The organism is Kitasatospora sp. cg17-2, from assembly GCF_054031055.1.
On the sequence record NZ_CM132923.1, the window covers coordinates 2,401,662 to 2,428,112 of the forward strand.

The following is a 26,451-nucleotide window of genomic DNA, read 5'->3' on the forward strand; positions in this document are numbered from 1 at the left end:
TCCAACGAGCGGTTTGGGCGTTCACACACCCGGATTCCCGGGATTCGACCCCGATGATGCCTTGGGCGCTTCGCCAACGAAGCACTCGCATGAGCATATTGACAGACCGATTCCCGAACCGAGGAACGATGAAGCTCTTCCGCGCCCTGTCCCTGGTGGCGACCGCCGCCCTTCTGAGCACCCTCTCCGTGGCCGCCCGGACCGAACCGGCCTCGGCCGCCGGCTCCTTCGTGGTCAGCGAGGCCCAGTTCAACAAGATGTTCCCGAACCGGAACACCTTCTACACCTACGGCGGCCTGGTCGACTCCCTGGGCGCCTACCCGGCGTTCGCCAACACCGGGAACGACGCCACCAAGCGGCGCGAGGCGGCCGCACTGCTCGCCAACGTCAGCCACGAGACCGGCGGGCTCAAGTACGTGGTCGAGCAGAACACCGCCAACTACTCCCACTACTGCGACACTTCGCAGCCCTACGGCTGTCCGGCCGGACAGTCCGCCTACTACGGGCGCGGACCGCTCCAGCTGAGCTGGAACTTCAACTACAAGGCGGCCGGGGACGCCCTGCACATCGACCTGCTGCGCGACCCGTACCAGGTGGAGCGGAACTCCGCGGTCGCCTGGAAGACCGCGCTCTGGTTCTGGAACACGCAGAGCGGCGCCGGGCGGACGACCCCGCACGACGCGATCGTCAACAACCGGGGCTTCGGCGAGACCATCCGCAGCATCAACGGCGCGCTGGAGTGCGACGGCAAGAACCCGGACGAGCGCAACGACCGCATCAACCTCTTCCGCAACTTCACCGGCGTCCTCGGCACCGACGTCGGCGGCGGCAACATCTCCTGCTGAACCGGTGAACGACTGAACCACTGAACCACTGAAGCGTGGGGGGCCGGCGCCGTCGGCCCCCCACGCACCCCACCGGGGCGATCGGGCCACTTGACCCGCACCCCGACTTAGGTAAGCCTAACCTTATGTCAGATCACTCCCCCGTGCACGGCCTGAGCGGCGTGGCGATGACCCTGCTCACCCCCCTCTACGGCCGCGCCCACGCGCAACGCCTGATCCCCGGCACCGAGTTCAGCGATCCGCAGGCCACCCGGGTGCTCCAGGAGACCGGCTTCCGCGAGTCCGAGGTGCTGACCGACCGCTCCAACGCCGTCGGATCGATCCACCGGGCCGTCGTCTTCGACGCCATCACCCGGCGCTTCGCCCACACCCACCCCACCGGGACCGTCCTGTCCGTCGGCATCGGCCTCTGCACCCGCGACCAGCGGCTCGCCGACACCGTGCCCGACAGCGTGCGCTGGCTCGGGGTGGACGTCCCCGACGTGGTGGAGCTGCGCGAGCGCCTCCTGCCCGACAGCCGGGCCCGGGTCCACGCGGCCTCCCTCACCGCGCCGGAGTGGACCGACGTCGTGGAGGCCCGGCCCGGACCCGTCCTGGTCCTCGCGGAAGGGGTCCTGATGTACCTCGCCCCCGCCGAGGTCACCGGCTTCCTCGCCGACACCCGCCGCCACCTCGGCCCGGGCACCCGCCTCGCCGCCGACTTCTTCCACCCGTGGATCGCCCTCAGCGGCCTCCACCCCATCTCCCGCGCCACCGGCGCCCGCTTCCGCTCCGGCGCCCGCAGCAGCACCGGCCTCGCCGCCCTCTCCCCCGGTTGGAAGGCCGTCGCCGAACACCCGGTGATGGAACGCATCGGCCCCGCCCAGCGCGTCGCCGCCGCCGCTCTCCGGCCCCTCCTCCTCGGACACCGCCCCTACGCCGTCGCGGAACTGACCGTCGCCTCGTAGCGGAGCACCGCGGCCCGGCCGTACGGGGGCGGCCGTACGCGGCCCGGCCGTACGGGGGCGGTCGTACGGGGGCGGCCGCGGCTCCGGGGCGGGCGGATGCGAGGGTGGGGGCGTGAACGAGACGATCATGGCCGCCGCCCGCGAACGGGCCGCCGGGCACCGGCGGCGGTTCGACCTCCGCTTCGAGGCGTACTTCGACACCCTGCCGGAGCGTCTCGACACACCGGCGCTCAGCCGCTTCACCCCGCGCTGCCTGGAGCTGCTGCGGGACCTCTCGCTGCGCGGGGGCAAGCGGCTGCGGGTCGCCCTGCTGTACGAGGCCGCCCGACTGGTGACCACCGATCCGGTGCCCGGCCTGGCGGAGGCCGCCCTGAGCATCGAACTGCTGCAGACGCACGGCCTCGTCCACGACGACATCATCGACGACGCGCCCCTGCGGCGCGGCGGCCCGTCCACCTACTACGCCTACCGCCGGGAGTTCCCGACCGCCGAACGCACCGCACTCGGCCTGGCCGTCCTGGCCGGGGACCTCGCCGCCTTCCTGTCGATGCGGGTCCTGCTGGAGGCGGACTTCCCCGCCGAACGGCGGCAGGCGATGCTGGAGGTGCAGCTGGACGCCGGTGCCGAGACGGTGGCCGGCCAGATCGTCGACCTCGAACGCGACCTCCGGCGGATCCCGGACGAGGAGTTCCTGCACACCGTCTGCGAGTACAAGTCCACCCGGTACTCCGTGCTCGCGCCGCTGCGGCTGGGGCTGCTGGCCGCCGGGGAACGCCTCGGCGGCGACGAGGACGCGCGGCTGCGCCGCTACGCGATCCCGGTCGGCATCGGCGGCCAGCTGCGCGACGACTACCTCGACCTGTTCGGCGACGAGGACAGCACCGGCAAGTCCACCGGCGCCGACCTCCGCGCGGGGCGCCGCAGCTACGCCGTGAGCGCCCTGCTCGCGGCCGCCGACGAGGAGCAGCGGGCCGTGGTGGAGTCGGCGCTCGGTGACCCGCACTGCCCGGCCGCGACGGTCGAGCGGGTCCGCGAGCTGGCCCGGCGGCTGGGCGTGGACCGCAAGCTCCGGGCCGACATGCGCCGCTGCGCCGAGACGGCGGCCACCGAGGCCGGGACCTGGCACCCGCACTGGCGCGAGGAGGCGGTGGCCTTCTTCGCCGGCCTGCCGCTCGCGAACGTGGTCGCGGACGACTGAGCGTGGCCGGTGGGCCGCCGAACGTGGTCGGGGACGGCTGAACAGGGGGTCCCGAGGCCGGTCGGAGCGGTACGACGTGTACTTCGGATCCGTCCGGACGCGGACTTGGCATGCGGTCGACGGGTGAACGATCCATCTGTCTTCGATCGGATCGGCGGAGCTGATTGTCCGTCAATTCGTCGCGGAATCGGCCGCACCCGGGACGAGTGGCCGCGAGCAGCGGGAACGGTCGGGGCGAATGCTCCGGTCCCGGCACGGAAAAGGACTGCACCGTCGGGGATTTCGCCGGTGCGGAAAAGGGCCGCCCAAGTGGACGGTGTGCGATCTCCTCGTGGAACGGTGCCGCCGCACCGGCGCCTCGGGTGAGCGAGCCATCACTCTGCGCAGTCACTTGAACCCCAGGAGACCGCCGAGACAGACCTCGCCCCGTTCACATGTCAACCACACATCCTTGAAGCGACATCCTCAACAGCCATTGTGGCTCCGCAGGCTCGGCCGGTAGAGTCCCGGTCCGCCGAGTACCGAACAAGTGCTCGCACGGCATTCTTTGGGGCGGGCATGACAAATAACCGCAACATCCACGGGGCCAGTTCCGACCTGATTGACGCGTTCACGGAAACCGTGCGCCGATATCCCGAACGACCGGCGATCGTCCACCACGGGGACGCGCTGACCTACCGCCAACTCGACGAGTTGGTCCGTACCTTGGCCCACCGCCTCGGTGCTTCGCCCGGCGTGGTGGCCGTTCCGGCGACCCACACGCCGGACACCGTCGTCGCCCTGCTGGGCGTCCTCGCGGCCGGCGGGGCGTACTGCCCGCTCGACCCGGCGTTCCCGCCGCAGCGGCAACGGGACATGCTGGCCTCGGTCGGCTGCCGGACGGCGGTCGGCGGGGGCCTCGCCCAACCCGGCGTGCGCGTCGTCGAGTTACCGGGCGCCACCACCGGATCGCGGGCCGGGACGCAGGGCGCGCCGGAGGCGACCGGGCCGGAGCAACCGGCCTACCTGCTCTTCACCTCGGGTTCGACCGGGCAGCCGAAACCCGTGGTCACACCGCGCCGGGCGATCTCCGCCGCGGTCGACTCGCTGCGCACCCTGTTCGGCCTCACCGCCGAGGACCGGGTGCTGCAGTTCGCCTCGCTGAACTGGGACACCTGCTTCGAGGAGATCCTCCCGACCCTCACCGGCGGTGCCGCGCTCGTCCTCGACCGCGAGGCCCACTCCGGCTCGTTCCCGCGCTTCCTGCGCCTGGTGGAGCGGGAGCGGATCGGCGTGCTGGACCTGCCCACCGCCTTCTGGCACGAACTGGTGCTCCATCTCGCCGAGGAGCGCCTCGCGCTGCCCGAGTGCGTCCGGCTGCTGGTGATCGGCGGGGAGGCCGCCAACCCGGCCCGGCTCGCCGACTGGGCCGCCCTGGACACCGGGCGGGTCCGGCTGCTCAACACCTACGGGTCCACCGAGACCACGCTGATCACCCATGCCGTCGACCTGCACGGACCGCTGGCGGCCGCGCGGGACCGGCCGTGGGCGGCCGGCGACCGGGTGCCGATCGGGCGCGCCCTGCCCCATGTGTACGAACGGATCAGTGAGCAGGGCGAGTTGCTGATCGGCGGGCCCGCCGTCGCACTCGGCTACCTCGGCCTGCCGTCGGCCACCTCCGATCGCTTCGGCGAGGACGCCGAGGGCCTGCGCTGGTACCGCACCGGCGACCGGGTGAGTCGGGCGCCGGACGGCGTGCTGACCCACCAGGGGCGGCTGGACGGCGAGTTCAAGGTGCGCGGGATCCGGGTCGACCCGGCCGAGGTCGAGGCGCACCTCGCCGGACACCCGGGCGTGCACGCGGTCGCGGTCACGGGGACGACCCTGGCCGGCCGGTCCGCGCTGGTCGCGTACGTCGTCCCCCGCGCCTCGGCGGCGGCCGGGACGCTGGACGCCGAACTCCGGACGTACCTGCGGGACCGGGTGCCCGGCCATCTGGTGCCCAGCCGGATCACCGTCGTGCCGGAACTGGTGCTCACGGCCAGTGGCAAGGTCGACCGGGCCGGCTCGCACCGGCGCCACTCCGCGCGCGGCGTCGGCGAGGGATCCGGCACAGCGGCCCAACTGCCGGAACCCGCGCGCCACTAGAGCCGGACGGGTGGCACCCCCGCCGATCCGAGAGCAAGCACCGCCGCCCGGCCACCACGAGCCGGAGCCGCGCCCGTTCGTCGTACCCACCCGCGGTACCCGCCCGCCGTACCGCCCGGGCCCGTCCGTACGGCCCCGCACCAGGTGCCCCACCGGCGCACCGCATCCCGATCGTCAAAGGAGATCCTCGTTGAGCAGCGTAGACACCACCCCGGCCGACACGGACGGCCTGGTGACGATCTTCCGCCGCGTCCTGGAGACGGACGACGTCGCGGCGGACTCGGACTTCTTCCTCCTCGGCGGTGACTCGCTCATCGCCACCCGCGTCCTGAGCGCGGTCGCCCGGAACCACGGCGTCGAGCTGTCCTTCGAGGACTTCGTGCTCGCCCCGACCCCGGCCGGTCTGGTCGAGCTGATCGCGGCCGCGAGATGACCGGGCCCACCGCGAACGGCCGCACCACGAAGGGCCGCGCACCGGTGACGTCCGCCGTGGTGATCGGCGCCGGGCCGGCCGGTCTCACCGCCGCCGAGGGGCTGGCGGCGCGCGGGGTGGAGGTCACCGTGCTGGAGGCGCGCCCGCGGGTCGGCGGGCGCACCCACGGGATCGAGGTCGCGCCCGGCGCCTGGATCGACGCAGGCGCCGCCTACCTCGGCGCCAAGCACACCGAACTCCTGGCGCTGATCAAGGACCTGGGCCTCGCCACCACGCCCACCACCATGCTCGGCGCGAGCCGGTTCGCCCTGAGCCCCACCACCGAAGCGGACGCGGACGGCGAACTCGCCACCCGGGACGGCCGGTTCCCGCCGCTGAACGCGGTCGCGCTCGGCGACCTGTTCGACCGGCTCGCCGAACTCACCGCCCAGGTCGACCCGGAGGCGCCCTGGCTCACCCCGGACGCCGAGCGGCTGGACACCCTCACCGCCGCCGAGTGGGCCGAGCAGGAACTCGACCACCCGGACGCCCGGCTGTTCTTCCCGCTCTTCCTCGGCGAGATGATGGCCGCCGACCCGGCCGACGTCTCGGTCCTGCACATGGCCTTCTACCTGCGCTCGGGCGGCGGACTGCGCTATCTCAACGCCTTCGAGGGCGGTGCCCAGGAGGACCGGGTCGCCGGCGGCGCGCACCTGCTGTGCGAGCGGCTCGCCGCACGGCTGACGGACCGGCGGCCCGGTTCGGTGCGGCTCGGCGAACCGGTGAGGTCCGTGGTCCAGGACGGCGAGGGCGTCACCGTGCACACCGAGGCCGGCGCGGTCTACCGGGCCGAGGTCGCGGTGGTGGCGCTGCCGCCGCTGCTCGCCGAGTCGCTCGACCTGCGGCCCGTCCGGCCGGCCCCGCGCGCGGGCGAGCGGACCGGACGCGGCTGCGCGGTCAAGGTCAACCTGGTCTACCCCTCGCCGGTCTGGCGCGAGCACGGGCTCTCCGGCTGGTCGGTCAACGCCCGGGGCCCGCTGCTCTCCACCGTGGACGACTCGCCGGCCGACGCTCCGGACGGGTCCCGGGTCGGCGTGCTCACCGGCTTCGTCACCGGCGCGGAGGCGCACCGTTACGCGGCCCTGGGGCCGGAGGAGCAGCGCGCGGCCGCCGTCGCGCAGGCCGCCTCGCTGTTCCCGATGCTGCCCGAGCCGATCGGCTTCCACCGCACCGACTGGGTGAACGAGCCGTACAGCAAGGGGTGTTACGCGGCCCTGTTCGGTCCCGGCGACTGGTCGCGGCTGGGCCCGGCGCTGACCGCGCCGCACGGCCGGGTGCACTGGGCCGGTACCGAGACCAGTACCGAGTTCTTCGGCCTGCTGGAGGGCGCGATCCGCTCCGGCCACCGGGTCGTCGCGGAGATCCTCGACGCCGAGGACTGACCCCCGCTCCACCGAACCAACCGCTCCACCGGAACCACCTCCCCGGCACGCGCACACCCGCATCCGCTCTCCCTCACCACACAGCCCGTGCTCCAGTTCCACAAGAACCGCGGGCCACCCCCCTCAGGAGACCGCCATGAGCGACGAGAGTTCCTCCCCGAACAACGCCACCTCCGCCGCCACCGCCACCGCCACCCCCTCCCCGGTCGCCCCGCTCGCCGCGCGCGAGCAGCTGATGGCCGAACCCGGTCTCGGGGCGGGCAACTTCCTCGACCACGCCCTCGCCGTGAACCCCAACCGCGCGGTCCCCTTCGCCTACAGCCACCACCTCGACCACCGCGGCGCGGTGGTACTGCGCGGCCACAGCCTCCAGGACCTCGCCGCCCTGCGCGACCGCTACGCCGCCTGGTACCACGCGAACGGCGTGCGCCCGGGCGAGCCGGTGGCGGTGGTGATCGCCGAGGGGCTGGAGCCGCTGCTGCACTTCCTCGCGCTCACCGCGCTGGGCGCCGTCCCGGCGCTGGTCAACGACGCCATGCGGCACGACGTGATGGTCCGCTACCTGAACCACGTCGGTGTGGTCGGCGTGGTCGCCGACGACACCACCCGCCTCGCCGCCGCCTACCGCCAGGACCCGCAGCGCCGCCCGAGGTTCATCGCGCTCGCCGCCGAGATCCAGGCCTTCGACGCGGACGCGTCCGGCGGTCTGCCCGCCGAGTACCCGTACCGGCACGCGGCGGACGACGTGGTCGCGCTGATCCACTCCTCCGGCACCACCGGCACCCCGAAGTCGACGATGCTGGCGCACCGGCAGTTCTGGGACGGCAAGCAGCCGCGCATGGTGCGCTTCCCGGCCGAGCCGGAGGACCGGCTGATGTCGCTGATGCCGCACACCCACGCCGGCGGCCTGAGCTACTTCCTCACCGCGACCCTGCTCGGCCTGCCGACCGTGGTGATGGCGGACTGGCGCCGCTCGGTGGTCGAGCCGGTGATGGAGGCCTTCCGGCCCACCATGGTCGCCTCCTTCCCGCGTACCTTCGTCGAACTCGCCACCGGTGAGCTGCCGGTGGCGGGCGCGGCCAAGGTGCACTCCTGGTTCAACACCGGGGACAGCGCGCACTACGGGCACATCCGCCGGCTGGTGCAGCTGGGCGAGCGCCCGGCCGGGCTGATCCGGCCCTGGCTGCTGCCGCAGGAGAAGGCCGAGCAACCCGCGCTGCCCGGTTCGCAGTTCGTCGACGGCCTGGGCTCCTCCGAGATGGGCATGGCGCTGTTCGGCCAGGTCACCACGCCGGAGAGCGTGCGCAACGACCGCTGCGTCGGCAAGCCGCTCGAAGTGGTGCGCCGGGCCGCGGTGCTGGACCAGGACGGCAACGAACTGCCGGACGGCACGGTCGGGTTGCTCGGGATCGACTCGCCCTCGCGGACGCCCGGCTACTGGAACAACGCGCGGCTGACCGAGAGCTTCGAGCTGGCCGGCTACTGGCTGACCGGGGACCTCGCCCGGCGCGACGCCGAGGGCCGGTTCTACCACCTGGACCGCACCGTGGACGTCATCGACACCTCGGCCGGGCCGGTCTACAGCCTGCCGGTCGAGGAGGTGCTGCTGGCGGACTGCGCCGAGCTGGTCCGGGACTGCTCGGTGATCGGTGTGCCGGGGGCCGCCGGGGAGGGGCAACGGCCCATCGCCGTGGTCCAGTTGCAGCGGGACGCGGAGTCCGTGACCGCCGACGAGGTGCTGGAGGCCGCCAACAAGGCGCTGGCCGGGGCCGGGCTGGCGGCGCTCGCCGCCGTCCGGATCGCCCGTACGGCGGCGGAGTTCCCGCTCGGGCCGACCGGCAAGGTCCTCAAGCGCGAGCTGCGCACCCGCTTCGCCACCCTCTTCACCGCCCAGTAGCACGGGAATGACCGACCACCTCGTGTCCCCCGCGCGCACCGCCACCGCACCGGGACCACTGCCACCACCACTGGCGGCACCGACACCCTCGGCACCCGCCCCGCCCCCGCAGCCGTACCAGTACGTCCGCACCCGGTTGGTGGAGCCGGACTGGCGCCGGCTGCCCGGCTGGCGCGACGTCACCGAGGCGCAGTGGCGCGACGCCCAGTGGCAGCGCGCGCACTGCGTCAAGAACGCCCGCCAGCTCCGGGCGGTCGTCGGCGATCTGCTCACTCCCGAGTTCTACGAGCAACTCGCTGCCGACCAGGCCGAGTTCGCGACCATGCCGATCCTGCTGCCGCCGCAGCTGCTGAACACCGTGGCCGCGCACTCGCTCACCACCCCGGCGGCGTTCACCGCCGCGTTCCTGGCCGACCCGGTGCGCCGCTACATGCTGCCGGTGCTCACCGACCGGCACCCGCTGTGGCCCAGCCACCCGAAGGCCGAGCGCGACTCGCTGCACGAGGCCGAGATGTGGGTGGTCGAGGGCCTCACCCACCGCTACCCCACCAAGGTGCTGGCCGAACTGGTCTCCACCTGCCCGCAGTACTGCGGGCACTGCACCCGGATGGACCTGGTCGGCACCTCCACCCCCCAGGTCACCAAGGCCCGGCTGGTGCTGCGGCCGGCCCACCGGCAGGAGCAGATGCTCGACTACCTCAAGCGCACCCCGACCGTGCGCGACGTGGTGGTCTCCGGCGGCGACCTCGCTAATGTGCCGTGGCCGCAACTGGAGTCCTTCCTGCTGCGGCTGCTGGAGCTGGAGTCGGTCCGCGACATCCGGCTCGCCAGCAAGGCGGTGGTCGGCCTGCCGCAGCACTGGCTCCAGCCGCAGGTCCTGGAGGGCGTGCACCGGGTCGCGACGGTCGCGGCCCGCCGCGCCGTCAACGTGGCCGTGCACACCCACGCCAACCACGTGCGCTCGGTGACCCCGCTGGTCGCCGAGGCGGCCCGGGCGCTGCTCGACGCGGGCGTGCGGGACGTGCGCAACCAGGGCGTGCTGATGCGCGGCGTCAACGACACCCCGGAGGACCTGCTCGACCTCTGCTTCGCCCTCCAGGGCGAGGCGAACATCCTGCCCTACTACTTCTACCTCTGCGACATGATCCCCAACGCCGAGCACTGGCGCACCAGCGTCCACCGGGCCCAGTACCTCCAGGAGGCGATCATGGGCTACCTGCCCGGCTACGCCACCCCGCGCCTGGTCTGCGACGTGCCGAGGCTCGGCAAGCGCTGGGTGCACCAGGCCGTGGCGTACGACCGCGAGCGCGGCATCTCGTACTGGACCAAGAACTACCGCACCGCGCTGGAGGTCCGCTCGGGCGGCGCCGTGCCCGCCGGCGACGATCCGCTCGACCGCCGCCACCCCTACTACGACCCGGTGGACACCCTCCCCGAGTCCGGCCGCCGCTGGTGGACGGAGCGGGCCGCGCGCGCCGCGGCCGCCGCACCGGCCCCGCAGGAAGGAGCAGCACGGTGACCGACCCCGTCAGCCCGCAGCAGACCGACCCCCAGGACCCGGGCCCGCTGCGCCGGATGTGCTGGATCTTCCCCGACCGCGAGTCGACCCGGACCACCGCGATGTGGCGGTACTTCTTCTGGGACCTCTACGAGGAGATCGCCCAGGAGCTGGGCCTCACCTGGTGCCGGCACTCGCCGGACGCCGTCACCGTGGACGCCACCGACCCGGCCCGCCCGGTGGTGTACGTGGACGAGGAGCCGGTGACCCCGCAGGACACCCTGTTCGTCACCGCGCTGTACTCGCTGCCGTACCAGTCGATGGACATCTTCAACCAGTACTCGCTGTACGCGGTGCTGGAGCAGGCCGGGTTCTACCTGCCGTTCCCGCCGTACGTCTCGCTGATCGGCAACGACAAGGTCGCCACCGTGCTGCACCTGGCCGACTCGCCGGTGCCGCCGATCCCGTCGATCCGGATCGGCACCGGCCGGGACGTCGCCAAGCACCAGTACGAGGTGGCGCTCGACCGGCTCACCTACCCGGCGATCGTCAAGCCCTCGGGCTGGTGCGGCGGCGGCGGGATCAACCTCGCCCGCGGTCCGGAGGACATCCGCGGCCTGGCCAGCCTCGCCCAGGGCGGCGACACCACCCTCGTCGCCCAGCCGTACCTGGGCGACGGCACCGTCGACTACCGGGTGTACGTGGTGGACGGCGAGCCGTACGCCGTGATGCGGCGGGTGCCGGAGGCCGGCTCGCCGGTGGCCAACGCCAGCCGGGGCGGGACGATGGAGTTCCCGCCGATCCCGCCCGAACTCGCCGAGGCCACGGCCTACTTCGCGAAGAAGCTGGCGATCCCGTTCTTCTGTGTGGACTTCCTGTACGACGGCGAGAGGTACTGGTTCTCGGAGCTGGAGCCGGACGGCGTGATCGCCCCGGACTTCACCGACCCGGACCGCTCGCTCCAGCGGGACATCACCCGGGCCCGGTTCACCGCCTACCGGGACGCCCACGCCAAGTGGCTCGCCAACGGCGCGCCGTCCGCCCCGTCCGGCCTCTTCTCGCCCCTCGCGCACCGCGCCCCGACCGCTGCCCCGGCCCCGACCGCCGCCCCGACGACCTCCGCCCCCCGATCGGAAGCCCGATGACCGGAAGCCCGATGACCGACGCGTTCTCCCTGCCGCCGGACGCGGCCGAACCGCGACTGACCGTCGCCGCCGCCACCCTGGAGCGGCTGCGGACGGTACCCGCGCTCGCCCCGCGCTACGCCGACCTCCCGGCGGCCGTCCGCACCCTGGACGAGCTGGCCGCGCTGCCGCCGCTGCTCAAGGACGACCTGAACACCGCCCTCGCCCACCTGGAGCCGCGCTCGGACACGGCCGCCACCTGGCTGTTCCAGAGCGGCGGCTCCACCGGCGCGCCCAAGGTCGGCTACGCGCCGACCGGCTTCTACATGGCCAAGGTGCACGAACACTGGCCGGTGCTGGACCGCGAGGACGTGTTCGCCAACGCCTGGGGCGCCGGCCGGATGTGGGGCGCGCACTTCCTGGCCGCCGCGCTGGCCGACCGGGCCGGCTGCCGGGTGATCGCGCTCGGCTCGATCACCCGCGAGGAGTACCCGGACTGGCTGGGCTTCCTCGCCGACCGAGGGGTGACGGCGATCGGCGGCACCCCGAGCGTGCTGCGGCTCTGGTTCGCGCACGCCCGCGCGGCCGGGCTGAAGCTGCCCTCGCTGCGCAAGGTGCTGTGGCTGGGCGAGGCCTGGCAGCCGCAGCTGGAGGAGGACCTCGCGGTGGTCGCGCCCGGGGCCCGACGCTGGGGCATGTTCGGCTCCACCGAGACCTGGGTGGTCGGCACCAACACGCCCGACTGCCCGGCCGACACCTTCCACCCGCTGCCCACCCAACTGGTGCACGCCGGTGCGGACGGGCTGCTGGACTTCACCACCCTCGACCCGGAGATGCTCAACCCGGTGCTGCGCTACCGCACCGGCGACGCGGGCGGGTTGACCACCTGCCCGTGCGGGCGGCCCGGTGCCGCGATGCGGGTGCTGGGGCGGCGGGACAACGTCGTCCAGGTGCGCGGCCTCGGCCTGCACGTGGACGAGCTGGTCGCCCGGGCCGAGCGGGAGCCGGGCGTCTCCCGGGCCCAGGTGGTGGTCACCGAGGACGGCGGCCGGGCCACCGGGGTGGAGGTGCTGCTGCTGGCCGACCCGGACGCCGGGGTGGACCCGGCGGCGCTGCGGGCCGAACTGCTGGCCGGGACGTTCACCCTCAGCACCGCGTTCCAGCACGACCCCGAGCACGTCACGGTCCGGGTCGTCGACGCGCTGGTCAGCAACGACCGCACCGGCAAGACGGCCTCGCTGGTCGTCCGCGCCGCCGAGAACGCCGAGTCCGCGGACGCCGCCGGGACCACCGAAGCCGCCGCCGAGGAGACCTCGTGAAGCTGCGAAAGCCGCAGGACCTCGGGCGCGGCTTCAACCTGTTCTGGGCCGGCCAGACCGTCAGCGTGGTCGGCGACCGGATCACCGTGTTCGTCGTCCCCACTCTGATGATCTTCGTCCTGCACGCCTCCGCCCTCCAGGTCGGCGTGGTGGCGATGGCCCAGTACCTCGGCATCCCGCTGCTGGGCCCGATCGCCGGCGTGCTGGTGGACCGCTGGGACAAGCGCCGCACCATGCTGGTCTGCGACCTGCTCCGGCTGGCCGCCGTCCTGGTGATCCCGCTCGCGTACTGGCTGGACCTCCTCTCCACCCCGCTGCTGTTCGGCTGCGTGGCCGTGATCAGCGGCGCCACCATCTTCTTCAACGTCGGGTACCTGATCGCCGTCCCGGCGGTGGTCCCCGAGGACCGGATGGTGCCCGCCTACTCCCGGCTGGAGGGCAGCAACTCGGTCGCCGAGGTGGCCGGGCCCTCGATCGCCGCCGGCCTCTACAGCGCGCTCGGCGTGGGCGCCCTGGTGGTGGACGCCGCCAGCTACCTGATCTCCGCCACCTGCTTCCGCTCCATGCGGCCGTGGGGCGAGCGCACGGTCGTCGAGGGCACCGTCTGGGAGCGGCTGACGGCCGGCTTCCGGATGAACTGGGCCGACCCGGTGCTGCGCCGGGTGGTGCTGGCCGCGGTCACGCTCAACTCCGGCGGGCCGATCTTCGTCACCGTGCTGCCCGTGCTCGCCTACCGGGGCCTGGACGTCTCGGTCGGCCAGTTCGGCGCCGCCATGTCGGTCGGCGCGGTCGGCGCGCTCACCGGCGCCGTGGTCGCCCCCAGGATCAGCCGACGGCTGGGCCTGGGCCGCACCCTGGCCTGGTCGCTGCTGCTGCACTGCCTGGTCGGGCTGGGCGTGCTGGCCGCGCCCGCGCTGCCCGCCGTCCTGGTGATCGCGGTGACCATGGGCTGCTACGGCTTCTTCATGTCCTGCATCAACGTCTGCAGCGCGCCCACCCGGCAGTCCCGGATGTCCGCCGAGCACCAGGGCGTGATGCACGCGGCGTTCCGCACCGTCACCTGGGGCGTGATCCCGCTCGCCGCGCTGGTCGGCGGCCTCGCCGTGTCCGCGCTCACCGATCCGCTGGGGATCCTGGACGCGGCGCGCTGGGTGATGGCCGGCGGCACGCTGCTGGCGGCCTGCTCCTTCCTGCCCGCCCTCGGTATCCAGTCCCGGCTGGACGCCGCCGCCCGCGAGGCGGAGCAGCGGGCAGCGGACGCCGAGCCCGAGCCCGAGCCCAAGTCCGAGCCCGAGCCCGAGCCCGAGCTGACGGAGAGCGCGCCATGAGCACCGCACCGGCGGGCGAGGTCCTGCTCGTCACCGGCTGCTCCTCCGGCATCGGCCTGGCCACCGCCGTGGCCGCCGCCCGGGCCGGGTTCACCACCGTGGCCACCCTGCGCGACCCGGACCGCGCCGACGAGCTGCGGAAGGCCGCCGGGGAGGCCGGGGTCGCGCTGGACGTCCGCCGGCTCGACGTCACCGACGCCGCCTCCGTCGCCGCCTGCGTCGACGGCGTGGCCGCGACCCACGGGCGGCTGGACGCGGTGGTCAACAACGCCGGCGTCTCCAACTTCGACCCCACGCTGGAGATGTCCACCGACGCGGCGCTGCGGGCCAACCTGGAGGTGAACTTCTTCGGCGTGATCGCCGTCAGCCGCGCCGCCCTGCCGCTGCTGCGCGCCTCCGGCGGCCGACTGGTCACCATCGGCAGCGTGCACGGCGTGGTCGGCCAGCCGTTCAACGAGGCCTACTGCGCCGCCAAGGCCGCCGTCGAGGGGTTCATGGAGAGCCTCGCCCCGGTGGCCGGCGCGCACGGCGTGCGGGTCTCCGTCGTCGTGCCCGGCTTCGTGCCGGACACCCGGTTCGGGATCTTCCCCGACATCGACCGCCGCACCATCGGGGCGGCCTCCGGGCCCTACGCGCCGACCTTCGAGGACTACCTCGGCTGGGTCGGCGGCCAGGGCTGGGAGGCCGCCGGGCAGCCGGCCCGGGAGGTGGCCGAGGTCGTGGTGCGCACGCTGCGCGCCGAGCGGCCCGCCTTCCGGGTGCCCACCAACGCCTGGGCCGCCGACTACCTGGCGCAGAAGCTCGCCGACCCGGACGGCTCGGCCGTCCAGACCCTCGCCCGTACCTGGATCGGCCGCCCCGACCCGAACCGATAGACCGTCAGGAGCCTTCCCGTGCCCGCCAAACCCCTGCCCGAACTGATCGACTTCGCCCGCCGCAACTCCCCCTTCTACGCCGAGCTCTACCGGGACCTGCCGGAGCGCGTCGAGCACCTCTCGCAGCTCCCGCTGATCGAGCAGACCGCGTTCTGGGCCGCCAACTCCTGGCCGGACAACCGTCTGCTGACCGGGCCGCTGCTCGACGGCGGCGTCTACAAGACCGGCGGCACCACCGGCGTCCCCAAGTTCTCCCCCTGGACGCGCACCGAGCACGCCGACTCCGTCACCGCCTTCGGCGCGGGCCTGGTCCAGGCCGGCCTCAAGCCCGGGCACCGGGTCGCCAACCTGTTCTGGGCCGGCGAGCTGTACGGCGGCTTCCTCTACATCGAGAACGCCCTGCACCACGCCCCGGTGGACAACGTCCGGCTGCCGGTCGGCGCCGCGCCCGACGCCTACATCGCCGCCCTGATCGACGACTTCGGCGTGGACGTGCTGGCCGGCGAGCCGATGAAGCTCAGCTCGGTCGCCGAGCACCTGGTCAAGCACGGGCAGGTGGCCGAGCGGATCCGACTCCTGCTGTTCGGCGGGGACCTGCTCTTCGCCGACCTGCGGCCGATCCTCTCCCGCGCGTTCCCCAACGCGGCCGTCGCCTCGATCGGCTACGCCTCGGTGGACGCCGGCCTGGTCGGCGCGCCGGTGCCCGGCGACGACGTCCGGGTGCACGAGGCCTTCCCGAACCGGACGGTGGTCGAGCTGGTCGACGACGTCACCGGCGAGCCGATCACCGAACTCGGGGTGCCGGGACGGGTGGTGGTCACCAACCTGTTCCGCACCCTGATGCCGATCCTGCGCTACCCGACCGGCGACCGGGCCGAGTGGGTCGACCTGGAGCGCGGCCGGTTCCGGCTGGTCGGGCGGTCGGTCGAGGGGGCCAGGGTGGGCACCGTGGCGATGCCCACGGAGGAGATCCGCGCCGTCCTGCTCGCCCACGACCCGGACCAGGTGATCTCCGGGATGCAGATGGTGCAGCGCCGCTGGGACGGCAAGGACGGGCTGGTGCTGCGGCTCGGGTACACCGAGGAGCCGCCGGCCGGTCTGGCCGAGCGGCTGGTCGAGGCGGTGTACCGGGCCCGGCCGCTCTACCCGGACGACGTCGCGGCCGGGGTGATCCACGACCTCCGGGTGGAGTGGGTGCCCCGCGCCGAGCTGGCCACCAACCCGCGCACCGGCAAGCTCCAGCAGGTCGTCGACGAGCGCCCGCCGGCCTGACGCACGGCGGTGGGCCGGGGGAATCCTCCTCCCCGGCCCACCTCCCGCGCTCAGGCCGTGTGCGGCTGTCCGGCCAGCATCACGCTCTGGCCCCGGAATTCCGCGATCACCTTTTCGGCCGCATTCCGCACCGTCACGTCGTAAAGACCGGTGCGCCCGGAACGCGTGCGTTCCACCGCCTCCGCCACCAGTGCGTCCCCGACCGCCGCCGGCGCCAGGAAAGTCACCTGTGCGGCCTGCGCCACCGTCACCGGGCCGTAGCTGTTGCAGGCGTAGGAGAACGCGGCGTCGGCGAGCAGGAACAGGTAGCCGCCGTGCGCGATGCCGTGCCCGTTCACCATCGCGGGGGCGACCGTCATCCGCATCGACGCCCGCCCGGTGGACACCTCGTCGAGCGTGATGCCGAGGCCCTGGCAGGCCAGGTCGCGCTCGTACAGCGCGGCCATCCGGGAGTTGGGCACCGTTCCCGTCGCACCCACCCCGTCCGCAGAACCCGCAGAACCCGCCGAACCCGCCGAACCCTCGACAGCCACGGTGTCCACGCTCATGACGCCCTGCTTTCCCCGGGAACAGCCCGAAACGGTCGGTCGGTGTGCCGTGCGTGCGTATTGCACCCGCATTACACCGAGGCCCGCGACGGGCTGTCAACGGTCTCCCGACGGGATCGGAAAGTCCGTCAGGAGAACTCAGAGCAGCCGCTTGATGTCCCCCCGCGCCCGGTAGAACGAGCCGCTGCCGGACTCCAGCACCTCGGCCACCAGGTACCGCGCGCCGGGCACCCGGATGTCCTTCGGGAACTGCACCCGGCGGGTCGCGTCGTAGCCCGGCGAGACCACCCGCACCCGCAGGCGCGTGCCGTCCTGCACGCACTCCACCTCGATGCCGCCCGCGGCGCCCGCCGAACCGACCACCACCGACTCGATCTCCGCGCCGGCCACCGCCGCCGTCCAGCCGCTGCCGTCCACCTCGGCGGCCTTCGGCAGCCGGCCCTCCTCGGCCGCCCGCACCGCCGCCTCGCTCGCGTCCAGGCAGACCAGCGAACCGTCCGTGGTCACCAGGTACAGCCGGCCGTCGCGGTACTGCATGCTGTACGCCGAGCCGCAGCCGGTGCCGAGCTTCCACAGCCGGGTGCCGTCGGCGTCGAAGCAGTACACCGAGGAGTGGTTGTCGCCCGCGAACACGTACCGGCCGTCGGGCGAGGCCGCGCAGGAGAACACCGCGGCGTCGCAGCGGTAGCGGGCCGTCTCCGAGCCGTCCGCCTTGCGCAGCCGGTGCACCCAGCCGCGCGAGGTGCCGGCGAACACCTCCTCCCGCTCCTGCCAGCCGAACAGCACCTCGCCGTCGGTGCGGGTGTGCCAGACCGGGGCGCCGCCGCGCGCCGCGTACCGGCTCACACCGCGCGAATGGCCGTGGTACACACCGTCGTTGTCGCAGCGCACCATCCAGCCGTCGGTGCCCTCGGCCGAGCGCCGCCACTGGAACTCGTCCTCGTGGTCGACGGTGGTGATCCCGCCGCGCGCGTCGGCCACGCCGAGCACGCCGTCGTGGATGTCCAGCCAGTAGATGTCGACGTCCTCGGCTATCTCGTACGCCACCCGCGGCACCTTGCCGCCCAGGTCGTACACCTTGCCGTTGTCGCAGCCCGCGTAGATCCACCAGTCGTCCGCCACGATGCACTTGACGCCGTCCGGCAGCCCGTAGCGGCCGGTCACCGCGCCGTCGTGGGTCAGCGTGTAGACGTCGCCGCGCTCGTTGCCCACCCAGGCGTGCTCCTCGCCGACGAAGATGCCGAACGCCGCCGCACCGGAGTTGAACCGCCACAGCACCGGGGCCTGCCGGGCCGTCGAACGGGTGCTGACGATCGCCCGCCGCGTCACCGCCCGCCGCTCGCGCACCCCGCGCACCGCCGGGGCGTAGCCCTTGCGGACCTTCTCGCCGATCTTCTTGGCGGCGGCCGACGCGGCCTTCTCCGGCGTGGGGTAGGCGGTGGTCTTGCTCTGGCCGCTCTCGCCGATCCGCCCGTAGGTGATGGTGACGTCCACGCCGGCCACCAGGACCTCGTAGAACTTGTGCGCGCTGCCGCTGTCCTCGGACAGCTCCAGGTACGTCGACTGCGTGTCGGTGGCAGTGGCTGACATGGCGTGGGCCCCTTCCGGGCACGGGCGTGACGGGGTGTTCCGGCGCCGCGGGCGCGGTGCCCGGCGACACCTCAGAACCTAGCCCCCGGCACCGACAGGGCCCCCTGCGGGCCCGCCCCGTCCCGGGCCGCCGCCACCGGCGCACGCCGGACGGCACCGGACGGCGACGAACCACCCGGCCCCGCCCGGCCCGGACGCCCCGCGCGGTCTGCCCGAACGGACCTTCCGCCGCGTCTCCCGCTCTGACAGCATCGTCCGCTATCCGGTCACCAGGGGCCGGGATCGGCGACCGCCCGCCCGCAGGGACGGGCGCAGGGGGCGGGAGAGCGCGGATGCAGGGCCCGGCGGCAGCAACCACCGCACCCCCGGTGCGCACCGAGCACCGGCCCGCCCGGTGGGTCCGCACCCGGCTGCGGGCCGCGCTCTGGACGGCGCTGCTGAACGGCGTGCTGGTGTTCGTGGTGGTGCTGCTCTCCGCCGGGCTCCCCCGGGGTGTCGACCGGGGCGAGGACGCCGCCCTGCGCGACTTCCTGCGCGACCGCGGCATCGGCGCGACCAGCCTGGTCAGCCGCTCCGACCTGCGCCCCGGCGACGACTCCGCCACCCTGGCCGCGGTCGCCGCGCAACTGACCGCCCGCACCGGCGGGGAGTTCCGGGTCTCGGCGAGCGGACCGGTGTACGGCGTGCGGGGCGTGCGCCCGAAGACCCTCGGCAATCCACAGCTGTCCCGGCCCGACGGCCCGTCCCCGCGGCTGGAACTGCGCCACCTGGCCGGCCTCGCCGAGCACACCACCCTGGTCGAGGGCCGCTGGCCGACCGCCGCCCCCGGCCGGCCGCTGCCGATCGTGGTCTCCGACCTGACGGCCGAGAAGCTCGGCCTCCGGGTCGGCGACGTGCTGACGGAGGAACTCCAGCCCGGTACGAAGCCGTCCCCGGCCACCGAGGTGGTCGGCACCTTCCGGGTGAACGACGACCGCGACCCGTACTGGACCGATCTCTACTGCCTGGGCAGACCCTGCCTGGAGATCCCGCAGACCTTCGAGTGGCTCCGCTCCTGGAACGCGGTCGGCCTCACCGGCGGCGACGAGCTGCCCCGGCTGAGGGAGTGGGCCCAGGGCGGTGAGCTCTCCTGGCGGCTGCCCGTCGACCCGGCCTCGCTGCGCGCCGACCGGCTGCCGGACGCCGCCCACGAGCTCGCGAGCTATCTGAGCGGCCCCACCGCCGCCGACCTGGCCGCCGCCACCGGCCGCACCGACCTGCGCACCTTCTCCTCGCTGCCGGACCTGTTCGCGCTGGCCACCGCCCGCCGGGACGCCGCCGCCCCGCTGGCGGCGCTCGGCCCGGCCGGGCTGGCCGGCGTCGTCACCGTCGTTCTCTGCCTGGCCGCCGCGCTGGCCGCCGACCGGCGCGGGCCCGAACTCCTGCTGCTCCAGGCCCGCGGCGGCTCCCGCCGGGAGCTGCTGCGGCGGCTGCTCGGCGAGGGCGCGGCGGTCGTCCTGCCCGGCGCCGCCCTCGGGACCCTGCTCGCCCTCCTGCTGCTGCCCACCCCCCGCTGGGCCGCCGCGCTGTTCGCGGCGGTGACGGCCACCCTGTGCGCGCTGCTGGCCTTCCCGGCCCGGGCCCTGGTGCTGCTGACGCCCCGCCGGGCCGTCCGGCGCGGCGGGGCGCGACGGCTCGTCGGCGAACTCGGCCTGCTCCTGCTGACGGCCGCCGCGGTGGTCGAGGTCCGCCGGCGCGGCGCCGCCCCGCCCGGCGCCGGGATCGACCCGCTGCTGGTCGCCGCCCCACTGCTGATCGCCCTCTGCACCGGACTGCTGCTGGCCCGGATCCAGCCGCCGCTGATCGGCGCCCTCGCCCGCGCGGTCGGCCGGCGGCGCGGCGCCGTCGGCTTCCTCGGACTGGCCGGGGCGGCGCGCGGCGCGGGCGGCCGTCCGCGCCCGGCCGTGCTGCCGACGCTGGCGCTGCTGCTCGCCGTCACCACGGCCGGGTTCGGCGCCGACGTGATCGGGGCGGTCGACTCCGGCCGGGCCCGCGAGGCCCGGCTCGCCACCGGCGGCGACGTCATGGTGAGCGCCCCCAAGGGCTTCGGTCTGGCCGACTCCTTCGCCGAGCGGGCCGACCGGCTGCCCGGCGTCCGGGCCGCCACCAATGTCACCCTGCTCACCGACGCGGCCGTGCTGCGCCCGGACCGGCCCCACCTCACCATCAGTCTGGTGGTCGTCGAGCCGACGGCCTACGCGGAGATCTCCCGGTCCCTCGGGCGCGGCGCCTTCGACCCGGCGCTGCTGGCCGCCCCCGACGGCCCGACCGGACCGGACGCCCGCGAGGTCCCCGTCCCCGCCCTGTACTCGCGCGGGCTGGTCGAGCAGCTCGGCGGCCGGGCCGGGGCGGAGCGGATCTACCTGACCAGCACCGGCGAACTGCGCGCCCAGTACGCGGGCACCATCGACGCCACCCCGGCGCTGCGCGACTCCACCCACCCGTTCGTCGTGCTCCCGGCCGGGCCCGCCACCGCCCGGGTGCCCGGACTGGGGGACCACGGCCACTGGTTCGCCGTCGGCGACATCGACGAGACGGCCGTCCGCTCGCTGACCCGCGACCTGCCCGTGCACCCGATCGTCGCGGACACCGCGCGGCGGACCGGCGTCCCGGTGGTCGGCCCGAACCCCGGCGACATCCCGGACGGCTACCTGGTGAAGACCAGTGCCGCGCTCACCGCCGAACTCACCGAGGACCCGCTGCGGCAGGCCGCCGTCCTGGTGTTCCGCGTCGGGACCGCCGGCGCGGGCGCGTTCGCCCTGCTCGCCGCCCTGCTCACGCTGGTCCGCGCCGCCCCCGACCGGTCCGCCGCGCTGGCCCGGCTGCGCACCATGGGGCTGCGCCCCCGTCAGGGGCTGGCGCTGATCCTGGTCGAGACCCTGCCGCAGACGCTGCTCGCGGCGGCCGGCGGTCTGCTCGCCGCGTTCGCCGCCGTCGTCCTGCTCGGACCGGCGCTCGACCTGTCCGCCCTGCTCGGCACCGAGGTGCCGCCCGGCCTGCCGCTGCGCCCCGGCGCCGTCCTCCCCCCGGCGCTGGCGCTGACGGCCCTGGTCACGGTCGGTGTGCTGGCCGAGGCGCTGATCGCCGGCCGCCGCCAGATCGCCAAGGAGCTCCGGGCTGGCGACACGGTCTGACGGCCGGGGCCCGGACCGGCGACACGGTCCGACGGCCGGGGCCCGGCCCGTCCGACGGAACCTTGTGAGCCGGTTGTGAAGATCGCTAACATGCCCGGAGCGGCCTCGGGGAGCGGCCTCGCCCCGGGGAACGGCCTCGCGGACCGCCGAAGAGGGCGCCGGAGAGGGGCGAACCGTGGCAGGGCTGTCGGTGTTACCCGGACGGGACGAGGAGCGCGCCGCGCTGGCCCGGGCCGTGGACGGGCTGTGCGCCGGGAACGGCGCGGTGCTCGACCTCGCGGCCGATCCCGGCCTCGGCAAGACCAGCCTGCTGCACCTGCTCGCCCGGACGGCCGCCGAACGCGGCGCCACCGTCCTGCGGGCCCGGGCCGACGGCCCCGCGGCCAAGCCCTACCAGGTGTTCCGCGACGCCCTGGAGAACGGCGACCACCGGCCGGACACCGCCGCCCCGCCCTGGGACACCGGCGACGACCGCGACCTGCTCCGCGCCCTCCGCGACCGGTGCGCGGACCCGGCCGGCACCGTGCTCCTGCTCGACGACTTCCACCACTGCGACCCGGCCTCCGCCCGGCTCACCGAACGCCTCCTCGGCGACCCGCCGCCGGACCGCCTGCTGCTGGTCCTCGCCCATCGCCCCCGGCAGACCCCGCCCGCCCTGCTCGCGGCACTCGACGCCGCCAAGCAGACCGGCGCCGTCCTCCGCGTCGAACCCGCGCCGCTCACCGCCGCCGCCGTCGCCGCCCTGCTCCCGGACGCGGCCCTGTTCCCGGACGCCGACGAGCACCGGGCCGAACGGCTGCGCGCGGCCTCCGGCGGCAACCCCCGGATCCTGCACCTGCTGCTGGCCGCCGGCCCCGACCCGGACCGCTGGCCCGAACGGACGGACGCCGCCGCCGGCCCGCTGCTGCGCGCCGCCGCACCCCTGCTCGCCGAACTCGACACCCTCCCCGCGGCGGTCGCGGACGTGCTGGCGGCCGCCGCCGTGCTCGGCGAACCGTTCCGGCTCGGCGACGTCGCCCGGGTGGCCGGGGAGCGCACCGACCGCACCGCCGACGCGCTCGCCGAACTCGCCCGGGCCGACCTGGTCCGCTCCCTCGGCCCGGGCGGCGACCTGGCCTTCCGTCACCCGGTGCTGGGCCGCCTGGTCCACCACCGGCTCAACCCCGGCCTGCGGCTGAACGCCCACCGCCGCGCGCTCGCCCTGCTGGAGGCGCGCGGCGCCCCGGCCGCCGCCCGGGCCCGGCACGCCGAGCAGCTGCTGCTCGGCGGAGCTCCGGCGGAAGCCCTGCCGGTGCTCGTCGAGGGGGCGGCCGAGGTCGTCGTCCGCTCACCCGCCACCGCCGCCCGCTGGCTGCGGGCCGCGCTGGAGTCCGCGCCCGCCGACACCCACGACGCCAGGACCAGGGTCGGCCTGGCCCTGGACCGCTGCCGGGCCCTCACCGCCGCCGGCCGGCTGGAGCAGGCCAGGGCGCTCGGCCACGAGATCCTGCGGACGCCCGGCGGGCTGCCGGAGCCGCTCGACGTCCAGGCCCTCGCGGTCTGCGTCGGCGTCGAACGGCTGCTCGGCCGGTACGCCGAGGCGGACGCGATGGCCCGCACCGTCGTCGACCGGCTGCCCCGCCCGCTGCCGGCCCCGCTGCCCGCCGCGACCGCCGACCTGGTCCTCGACTACGGCCTGCTGCACGCCGTCCGCGGCACGGCGGCCGAGGTCCGCGCGCTCGCCCACGAGGGCGCCGCCGCGGCCTCGGCCGCTCCCGGCGGCGACGGCACCGCGCTCCGCGTGCTCGCCGCCTTCTGCGACAGCTACGCCGGTGACTTCGCCCTGGCCGAACCCGAGATCGAGCGGTGCGGCCGGCTCGTCGACGCCCGCCCCGACACCGTCGCCGGCCGCGCCCCCGACGTGCTGGCCCTGCTCGGCTGCGCCGAGCTGTACGTCGAACGCTTCACCGACGCCCACCGGCACCTCAGCCGGGGCCTGGCCACCGCCAGCGGCGGCGCCCACAAGCACAGCGCGGTCAACCACCTGCTCGGCCTGTCGATCCTGGACCAGTGGGCCGGCCGGCTCGACCGGGCGCAGCGGCACGCCCGCGAGGCCGAACGGCTGGGCACCGAGATCGGCGCCCCCGACGTCGTCGGCCTGGCCATGGCGATGCGCGCCAGCGCCCTCCTGTGGGCGGCGCCCCGCCGCCGGACCGCCGAGGTGCTGGCGCTGGCCGAGCAGGGCCTGCGGCACACCGTCCCCGGCACCGGCTGGTGGGCCGGTTCCGCCGTCGGACTGCTCGCCCAGGCCCGGCTGGTCGGCGGCGACCCGGCCGCCTGTCTGCGCACCCTGCTGGAGGAGAGCGGCGGCGAGGACCTGCACCTGCTCCAACCGGCCGCCCACCCCTCGCTGTTCGCGCTGATGACCACGGCCGCGCTGCTGTGCGGCGACCTCGACACCGCCCGCCGCGGCGCCCGGGCGGCGGACGCGGCCGCGGAGCGGCTCGGGCGGCCGTCGTTCCAGCAGTCCCAGGCCGACCGCGCGGCCGCCGCGATGGCGTTCGTCGAGGGCGACCCGGCGCGCGCGGCCGAACTCGCGCTGCGGGCCGCCCGGACGCTCCGGGGGCTGCGGATGCCCGTCCAGTACGCCTGGACGGTGATCGCCGCCGCCCCCGTCCTCGCCCAGGCGCACGGCAACGCCGCCGCCCTGGGCGAGCTCGACGAGGCGCTCGACGCGGCCCGCGGCTGCGGGGCGCTGCGCCTGTGCGAGGACGGGGCCCGGGTGCGGGCCGCCCTGACGGCCGGCGGCCCCGGCGGCTCCCCCGCCGACCCGGGGGCCGACCCCGCCGAACCGGCTTCCCTGCTCAACACGCTGCTCAGCGCCCGCGAACGCGAGGTGGCCGAACTCGCCGCCGACGGGCTGCCGTCCCGCCGGATCGCCGAGCGCCTGGTGCTCAGCCCCCGCACCGTCGACACCCACCTCGGCAGCATCTACCGCAAGCTCGGCGTCTCCTCCCGATCCGCCCTCGCCCGGCTGCTCCACGGCCCCGGCGATCCGGCAGGTCGGGAGCCGATTAGGTAGCCACCTTGCGCAGTTCTACCGATGCCCCGGTACGGGAGCGGCCGCGAGACTCGTCCGCGACGGGGCGGGACACCGCACACGGACGCCCCGCGTTCCCCTCACCCTCGAACCCCCCGACCGTGGAGAGACCGTGCAGCTCAAGAAGGCCCTCGGAGCCGTCGCCCTCGGCGTCACCGTCCTGACCGCCGTGCCCGCCCTGGTGGTGCCGCAGACGGCCGCCGCCGCCGACTGTTACACCAGCTGCGACCCCTGGGACGACCCGAACTTCGTCAACGACCCGATCGTCGTCATCGGCCACAACCCCCCGCCGCCCAGCGAGGGCTGGCCCTTCCCCTGGCACGGCGGCGGTGGCGGCGCGGCCTCGGCGACCGTCACCGCGTACGGCGAGAAGTTCGAGGACAAGCAGTTCTGCCGCAAGAACGGCAATCCCTACCAGGAGAGGCTCAACGTCACGGTCCAGGTGGCGACCGGGTACAAGGTGACGGCGACCCTCTCGGCCGAGGCGCTGAACGCCCTCAAGGCCGCCGTCGGCGCCGAGATCAACACCACCACCACCACGACGCACAGCGTGGACGTCACGCTCCAGCCGGGCCAGAGCTTCGGGGTGTTCGCGCAGTACCAGACCGTCACCTACTCGATCACCCTGCCCGGCGGCCAGACCCAGCTGGTCGACGTGCAGGTGCCGACCAACACCATCATCGACCACGCCTGCTCATGATCGATCAGCTCCCGACGGCGGCACGGCGGATCAAGCCCGTCGTGCCGCCGCCCGGCGCCGAGGCCGTGTCCGCCGGGGACCGTGCCCGCGCCCTCGACGCCCTGGCCGAGCTGGCCGCCGCGGCGGCCCACCTGGGCGACCCCGACCTGTTCCACCGGCCCCGGACCCGCGCCCGGCTGCACCTGCGCCACGTCGGCGCGACCGATCCCCGGCTGCTCGCCGAGCAGTTGGCCTCGGCGGCCGAGCACCGGGTCGCGGCCGGGCTGCTGGCCGTCCGCTCGGTCCGCGCCGAGCTGGCCGAACGGCCCGACGAGCGGCCGGTGTTCACCCCGGACGCGCTCGCCGAACTGCACCGGCTGCTGGTCGCCGCCGACCCCAACATCCCCGGCGGCGGCGGATTCCGCCGCACCACCGCCAGGATCACCTGGCCCGACGGGCAGCGCTTCGTGGTCGCCGTCGCCCCCGGGCGGCCGCTGCTCGGGCACATGGAACGCTGGTACCGCTGGGGCGCCCGCACCACCTCGCCCGCGCTGGACGCGGCCGCGCTCCAGATGCTGCGGCTGTTCACCGTCCACCCCTTCCCCGACGGGAACGGGCGGATCGCCCGACTGCTCGCCCAGTGCGACCTGGTGGGCGCCGGACTGCTGCCCGGGCTGCTGCTCGACCTGGACGGCTGGGTGGACGCCGAGCGGGACGCCCACGCCCGGGCCGTGGTCGCGGCGGCCGAGGGCGACCTGCCGCAGTGGGGCGCGCTGTTCGCCCGGGCGGTCACCGAGACCGCCCGCCACCGCACCGCCACCCTGGCCGAGCACCGGCGGATCCTCACCGCCGACACCGCCCGCGTCGCCGACGACCCGACGGCGGTCGCGGTGCTGGACGCGTTCCGCTCCGCCCCCGCCGTCTCGGCCGACTCCCTGCGCGACCTGCTCCCGGAGGACCCGCGCCCGGCCCTGACCCGCCTGCGGACCGCCGGAATCCTCACCCCGCACCCCCGCCTCCCCGGCGCCCTGACCCACCCCGGCCTGCTGACCCTCCTGGACGCGCCCTACGCGCCGCCGGCGGACCGCTGACGGTCGC

Annotated in this window: 19 protein-coding genes; 17 read left to right on the forward strand and 2 right to left on the reverse strand. The window is 74.8% G+C overall.

Features of this window, described 5'->3' with window-relative positions; all coding sequences use genetic code 11:
• Window positions 1-128: 128 nt before the first annotated feature.
• The 13 genes from ACW14Y_RS09460 to ACW14Y_RS09520 all read left to right on the forward strand — a co-directional run bounded on the left by ACW14Y_RS09460 (window position 129) and on the right by ACW14Y_RS09520 (window position 16,284).
• Window positions 129-845, forward strand: a complete 717-nt coding sequence (locus tag ACW14Y_RS09460; protein ID WP_456986517.1) for a chitinase — start codon at window positions 129-131, stop codon at window positions 843-845.
• 125 nt (window positions 846-970) lie between these two features.
• Window positions 971-1,792, forward strand: coding sequence for a class I SAM-dependent methyltransferase (locus ACW14Y_RS09465; RefSeq protein ID WP_456986518.1), 822 nt, complete (start codon window positions 971-973; stop codon window positions 1,790-1,792).
• Window positions 1,793-1,919: 127 nt separating this feature from the next.
• A complete protein-coding gene (locus ACW14Y_RS09470) occupies window positions 1,920-2,990 on the forward strand; it encodes a polyprenyl synthetase family protein (protein ID WP_456988121.1) in 1,071 nt (356 codons plus the stop codon).
• Between the two features lie 621 nt (window positions 2,991-3,611).
• The gene (locus ACW14Y_RS09475; protein WP_456986519.1) at window positions 3,612-5,117 is read left to right on the forward strand and encodes an amino acid adenylation domain-containing protein; all 1,506 of its coding nucleotides are present in this window, start codon (window positions 3,612-3,614) and stop codon (window positions 5,115-5,117) included.
• Between the two features lie 190 nt (window positions 5,118-5,307).
• On the forward strand, window positions 5,308-5,550 hold the full coding sequence (locus ACW14Y_RS09480; RefSeq protein ID WP_380301183.1) for a phosphopantetheine-binding protein: 243 nt from the start codon (window positions 5,308-5,310) through the stop codon (window positions 5,548-5,550).
• The gene (locus ACW14Y_RS09485) at window positions 5,547-6,971 is read left to right on the forward strand and encodes a flavin monoamine oxidase family protein (RefSeq protein ID WP_456986520.1); all 1,425 of its coding nucleotides are present in this window, start codon (window positions 5,547-5,549) and stop codon (window positions 6,969-6,971) included. Before ACW14Y_RS09480 ends, ACW14Y_RS09485 begins: the two co-directional genes overlap by 4 nt.
• Before the next feature lie 136 nt (window positions 6,972-7,107).
• Complete coding sequence (locus tag ACW14Y_RS09490; protein WP_456986521.1) at window positions 7,108-8,868, forward strand: class I adenylate-forming enzyme family protein; 1,761 nt, start codon at window positions 7,108-7,110, stop codon at window positions 8,866-8,868.
• A 7-nt stretch (window positions 8,869-8,875) separates the two neighbouring features.
• A complete protein-coding gene (locus ACW14Y_RS09495) occupies window positions 8,876-10,387 on the forward strand; it encodes a KamA family radical SAM protein (protein WP_456986522.1) in 1,512 nt (503 codons plus the stop codon).
• Window positions 10,384-11,511, forward strand: coding sequence for an ATP-grasp domain-containing protein (locus tag ACW14Y_RS09500; protein WP_456986523.1), 1,128 nt, complete (start codon window positions 10,384-10,386; stop codon window positions 11,509-11,511). Before ACW14Y_RS09495 ends, ACW14Y_RS09500 begins: the two co-directional genes overlap by 4 nt.
• Window positions 11,508-12,809 (forward strand): phenylacetate--CoA ligase family protein, encoded by a 1,302-nt coding sequence (locus ACW14Y_RS09505; RefSeq protein ID WP_456986524.1) that lies wholly within the window; start codon window positions 11,508-11,510, stop codon window positions 12,807-12,809. The genes ACW14Y_RS09500 and ACW14Y_RS09505 overlap by 4 nt, the downstream gene beginning before the upstream one ends.
• Window positions 12,806-14,137, forward strand: coding sequence for an MFS transporter (locus tag ACW14Y_RS09510; RefSeq protein WP_456986525.1), 1,332 nt, complete (start codon window positions 12,806-12,808; stop codon window positions 14,135-14,137). Before ACW14Y_RS09505 ends, ACW14Y_RS09510 begins: the two co-directional genes overlap by 4 nt.
• On the forward strand, window positions 14,134-15,012 hold the full coding sequence (locus ACW14Y_RS09515; protein ID WP_380301197.1) for an SDR family NAD(P)-dependent oxidoreductase: 879 nt from the start codon (window positions 14,134-14,136) through the stop codon (window positions 15,010-15,012). The genes ACW14Y_RS09510 and ACW14Y_RS09515 overlap by 4 nt, the downstream gene beginning before the upstream one ends.
• An 18-nt stretch (window positions 15,013-15,030) precedes the next feature.
• Window positions 15,031-16,284, forward strand: coding sequence for a phenylacetate--CoA ligase family protein (locus tag ACW14Y_RS09520; RefSeq protein WP_380438014.1), 1,254 nt, complete (start codon window positions 15,031-15,033; stop codon window positions 16,282-16,284).
• A 50-nt stretch (window positions 16,285-16,334) separates the two neighbouring features.
• On the opposite strand, the gene paaI is transcribed toward ACW14Y_RS09520, so the two are convergent.
• Together paaI and ACW14Y_RS09530 are read right to left on the reverse strand one after the other, a co-directional pair.
• A complete protein-coding gene (gene paaI, locus ACW14Y_RS09525; RefSeq protein ID WP_456986526.1) occupies window positions 16,335-16,730 on the reverse strand; it encodes a hydroxyphenylacetyl-CoA thioesterase PaaI in 396 nt (131 codons plus the stop codon).
• A gap of 240 nt (window positions 16,731-16,970) precedes the next feature.
• Entirely contained in the window at window positions 16,971-18,422 is a 1,452-nt protein-coding gene (locus tag ACW14Y_RS09530; RefSeq protein ID WP_380438015.1) for a WGR domain-containing protein, read from the reverse strand.
• A 332-nt stretch (window positions 18,423-18,754) separates the two neighbouring features.
• Here ACW14Y_RS09530 and ACW14Y_RS09535 point away from each other — a divergent pair, with 332 nt between their 5' ends.
• The 4 genes from ACW14Y_RS09535 (at window position 18,755) to ACW14Y_RS09550 (ending at window position 26,444) form a co-directional block, all read left to right on the forward strand.
• Window positions 18,755-21,595: a hypothetical protein gene (locus tag ACW14Y_RS09535; protein WP_456986527.1), complete on the forward strand. Its 2,841-nt coding sequence runs from the start codon at window positions 18,755-18,757 to the stop codon at window positions 21,593-21,595.
• Window positions 21,596-21,770: 175 nt separating this feature from the next.
• Entirely contained in the window at window positions 21,771-24,656 is a 2,886-nt protein-coding gene (locus ACW14Y_RS09540; protein WP_456986528.1) for a LuxR C-terminal-related transcriptional regulator, read from the forward strand.
• Between the two features lie 130 nt (window positions 24,657-24,786).
• Complete coding sequence (locus ACW14Y_RS09545; protein ID WP_380438021.1) at window positions 24,787-25,374, forward strand: DUF6426 family protein; 588 nt, start codon at window positions 24,787-24,789, stop codon at window positions 25,372-25,374.
• Window positions 25,371-26,444, forward strand: a complete 1,074-nt coding sequence (locus ACW14Y_RS09550) for a Fic family protein (RefSeq protein ID WP_456986529.1) — start codon at window positions 25,371-25,373, stop codon at window positions 26,442-26,444. Before ACW14Y_RS09545 ends, ACW14Y_RS09550 begins: the two co-directional genes overlap by 4 nt.
• The last annotated feature ends 7 nt before the right edge of the window (window positions 26,445-26,451 follow it).

What these genes read in the sequence shown, in the direction of transcription:
- ACW14Y_RS09470 (WP_456988121.1), top strand. Translation starts at nt 1,920, where the DNA reads ATGGCCGCCGCCCGCGAACGGGCCGCCGGGCACCGGCGGCGGTTCGAC.
- paaI (WP_456986526.1), bottom strand. Translation starts at nt 16,730, where the DNA reads ATGGCCGCGCTGTACGAGCGCGACCTGGCCTGCCAGGGCCTCGGCATC.
- ACW14Y_RS09530 (WP_380438015.1), bottom strand. Translation starts at nt 18,422, where the DNA reads ATGTCAGCCACTGCCACCGACACGCAGTCGACGTACCTGGAGCTGTCC.
- ACW14Y_RS09505 (WP_456986524.1), top strand. Translation starts at nt 11,508, where the DNA reads ATGACCGGAAGCCCGATGACCGACGCGTTCTCCCTGCCGCCGGACGCG.
- ACW14Y_RS09515 (WP_380301197.1), top strand. Translation starts at nt 14,134, where the DNA reads ATGAGCACCGCACCGGCGGGCGAGGTCCTGCTCGTCACCGGCTGCTCC.
- ACW14Y_RS09495 (WP_456986522.1), top strand. Translation starts at nt 8,876, where the DNA reads ATGACCGACCACCTCGTGTCCCCCGCGCGCACCGCCACCGCACCGGGA.
- ACW14Y_RS09465 (WP_456986518.1), top strand. Translation starts at nt 971, where the DNA reads ATGTCAGATCACTCCCCCGTGCACGGCCTGAGCGGCGTGGCGATGACC.
- ACW14Y_RS09535 (WP_456986527.1), top strand. Translation starts at nt 18,755, where the DNA reads ATGCAGGGCCCGGCGGCAGCAACCACCGCACCCCCGGTGCGCACCGAG.
- ACW14Y_RS09550 (WP_456986529.1), top strand. Translation starts at nt 25,371, where the DNA reads ATGATCGATCAGCTCCCGACGGCGGCACGGCGGATCAAGCCCGTCGTG.
- ACW14Y_RS09460 (WP_456986517.1), top strand. Translation starts at nt 129, where the DNA reads ATGAAGCTCTTCCGCGCCCTGTCCCTGGTGGCGACCGCCGCCCTTCTG.
- ACW14Y_RS09490 (WP_456986521.1), top strand. Translation starts at nt 7,108, where the DNA reads ATGAGCGACGAGAGTTCCTCCCCGAACAACGCCACCTCCGCCGCCACC.
- ACW14Y_RS09485 (WP_456986520.1), top strand. Translation starts at nt 5,547, where the DNA reads ATGACCGGGCCCACCGCGAACGGCCGCACCACGAAGGGCCGCGCACCG.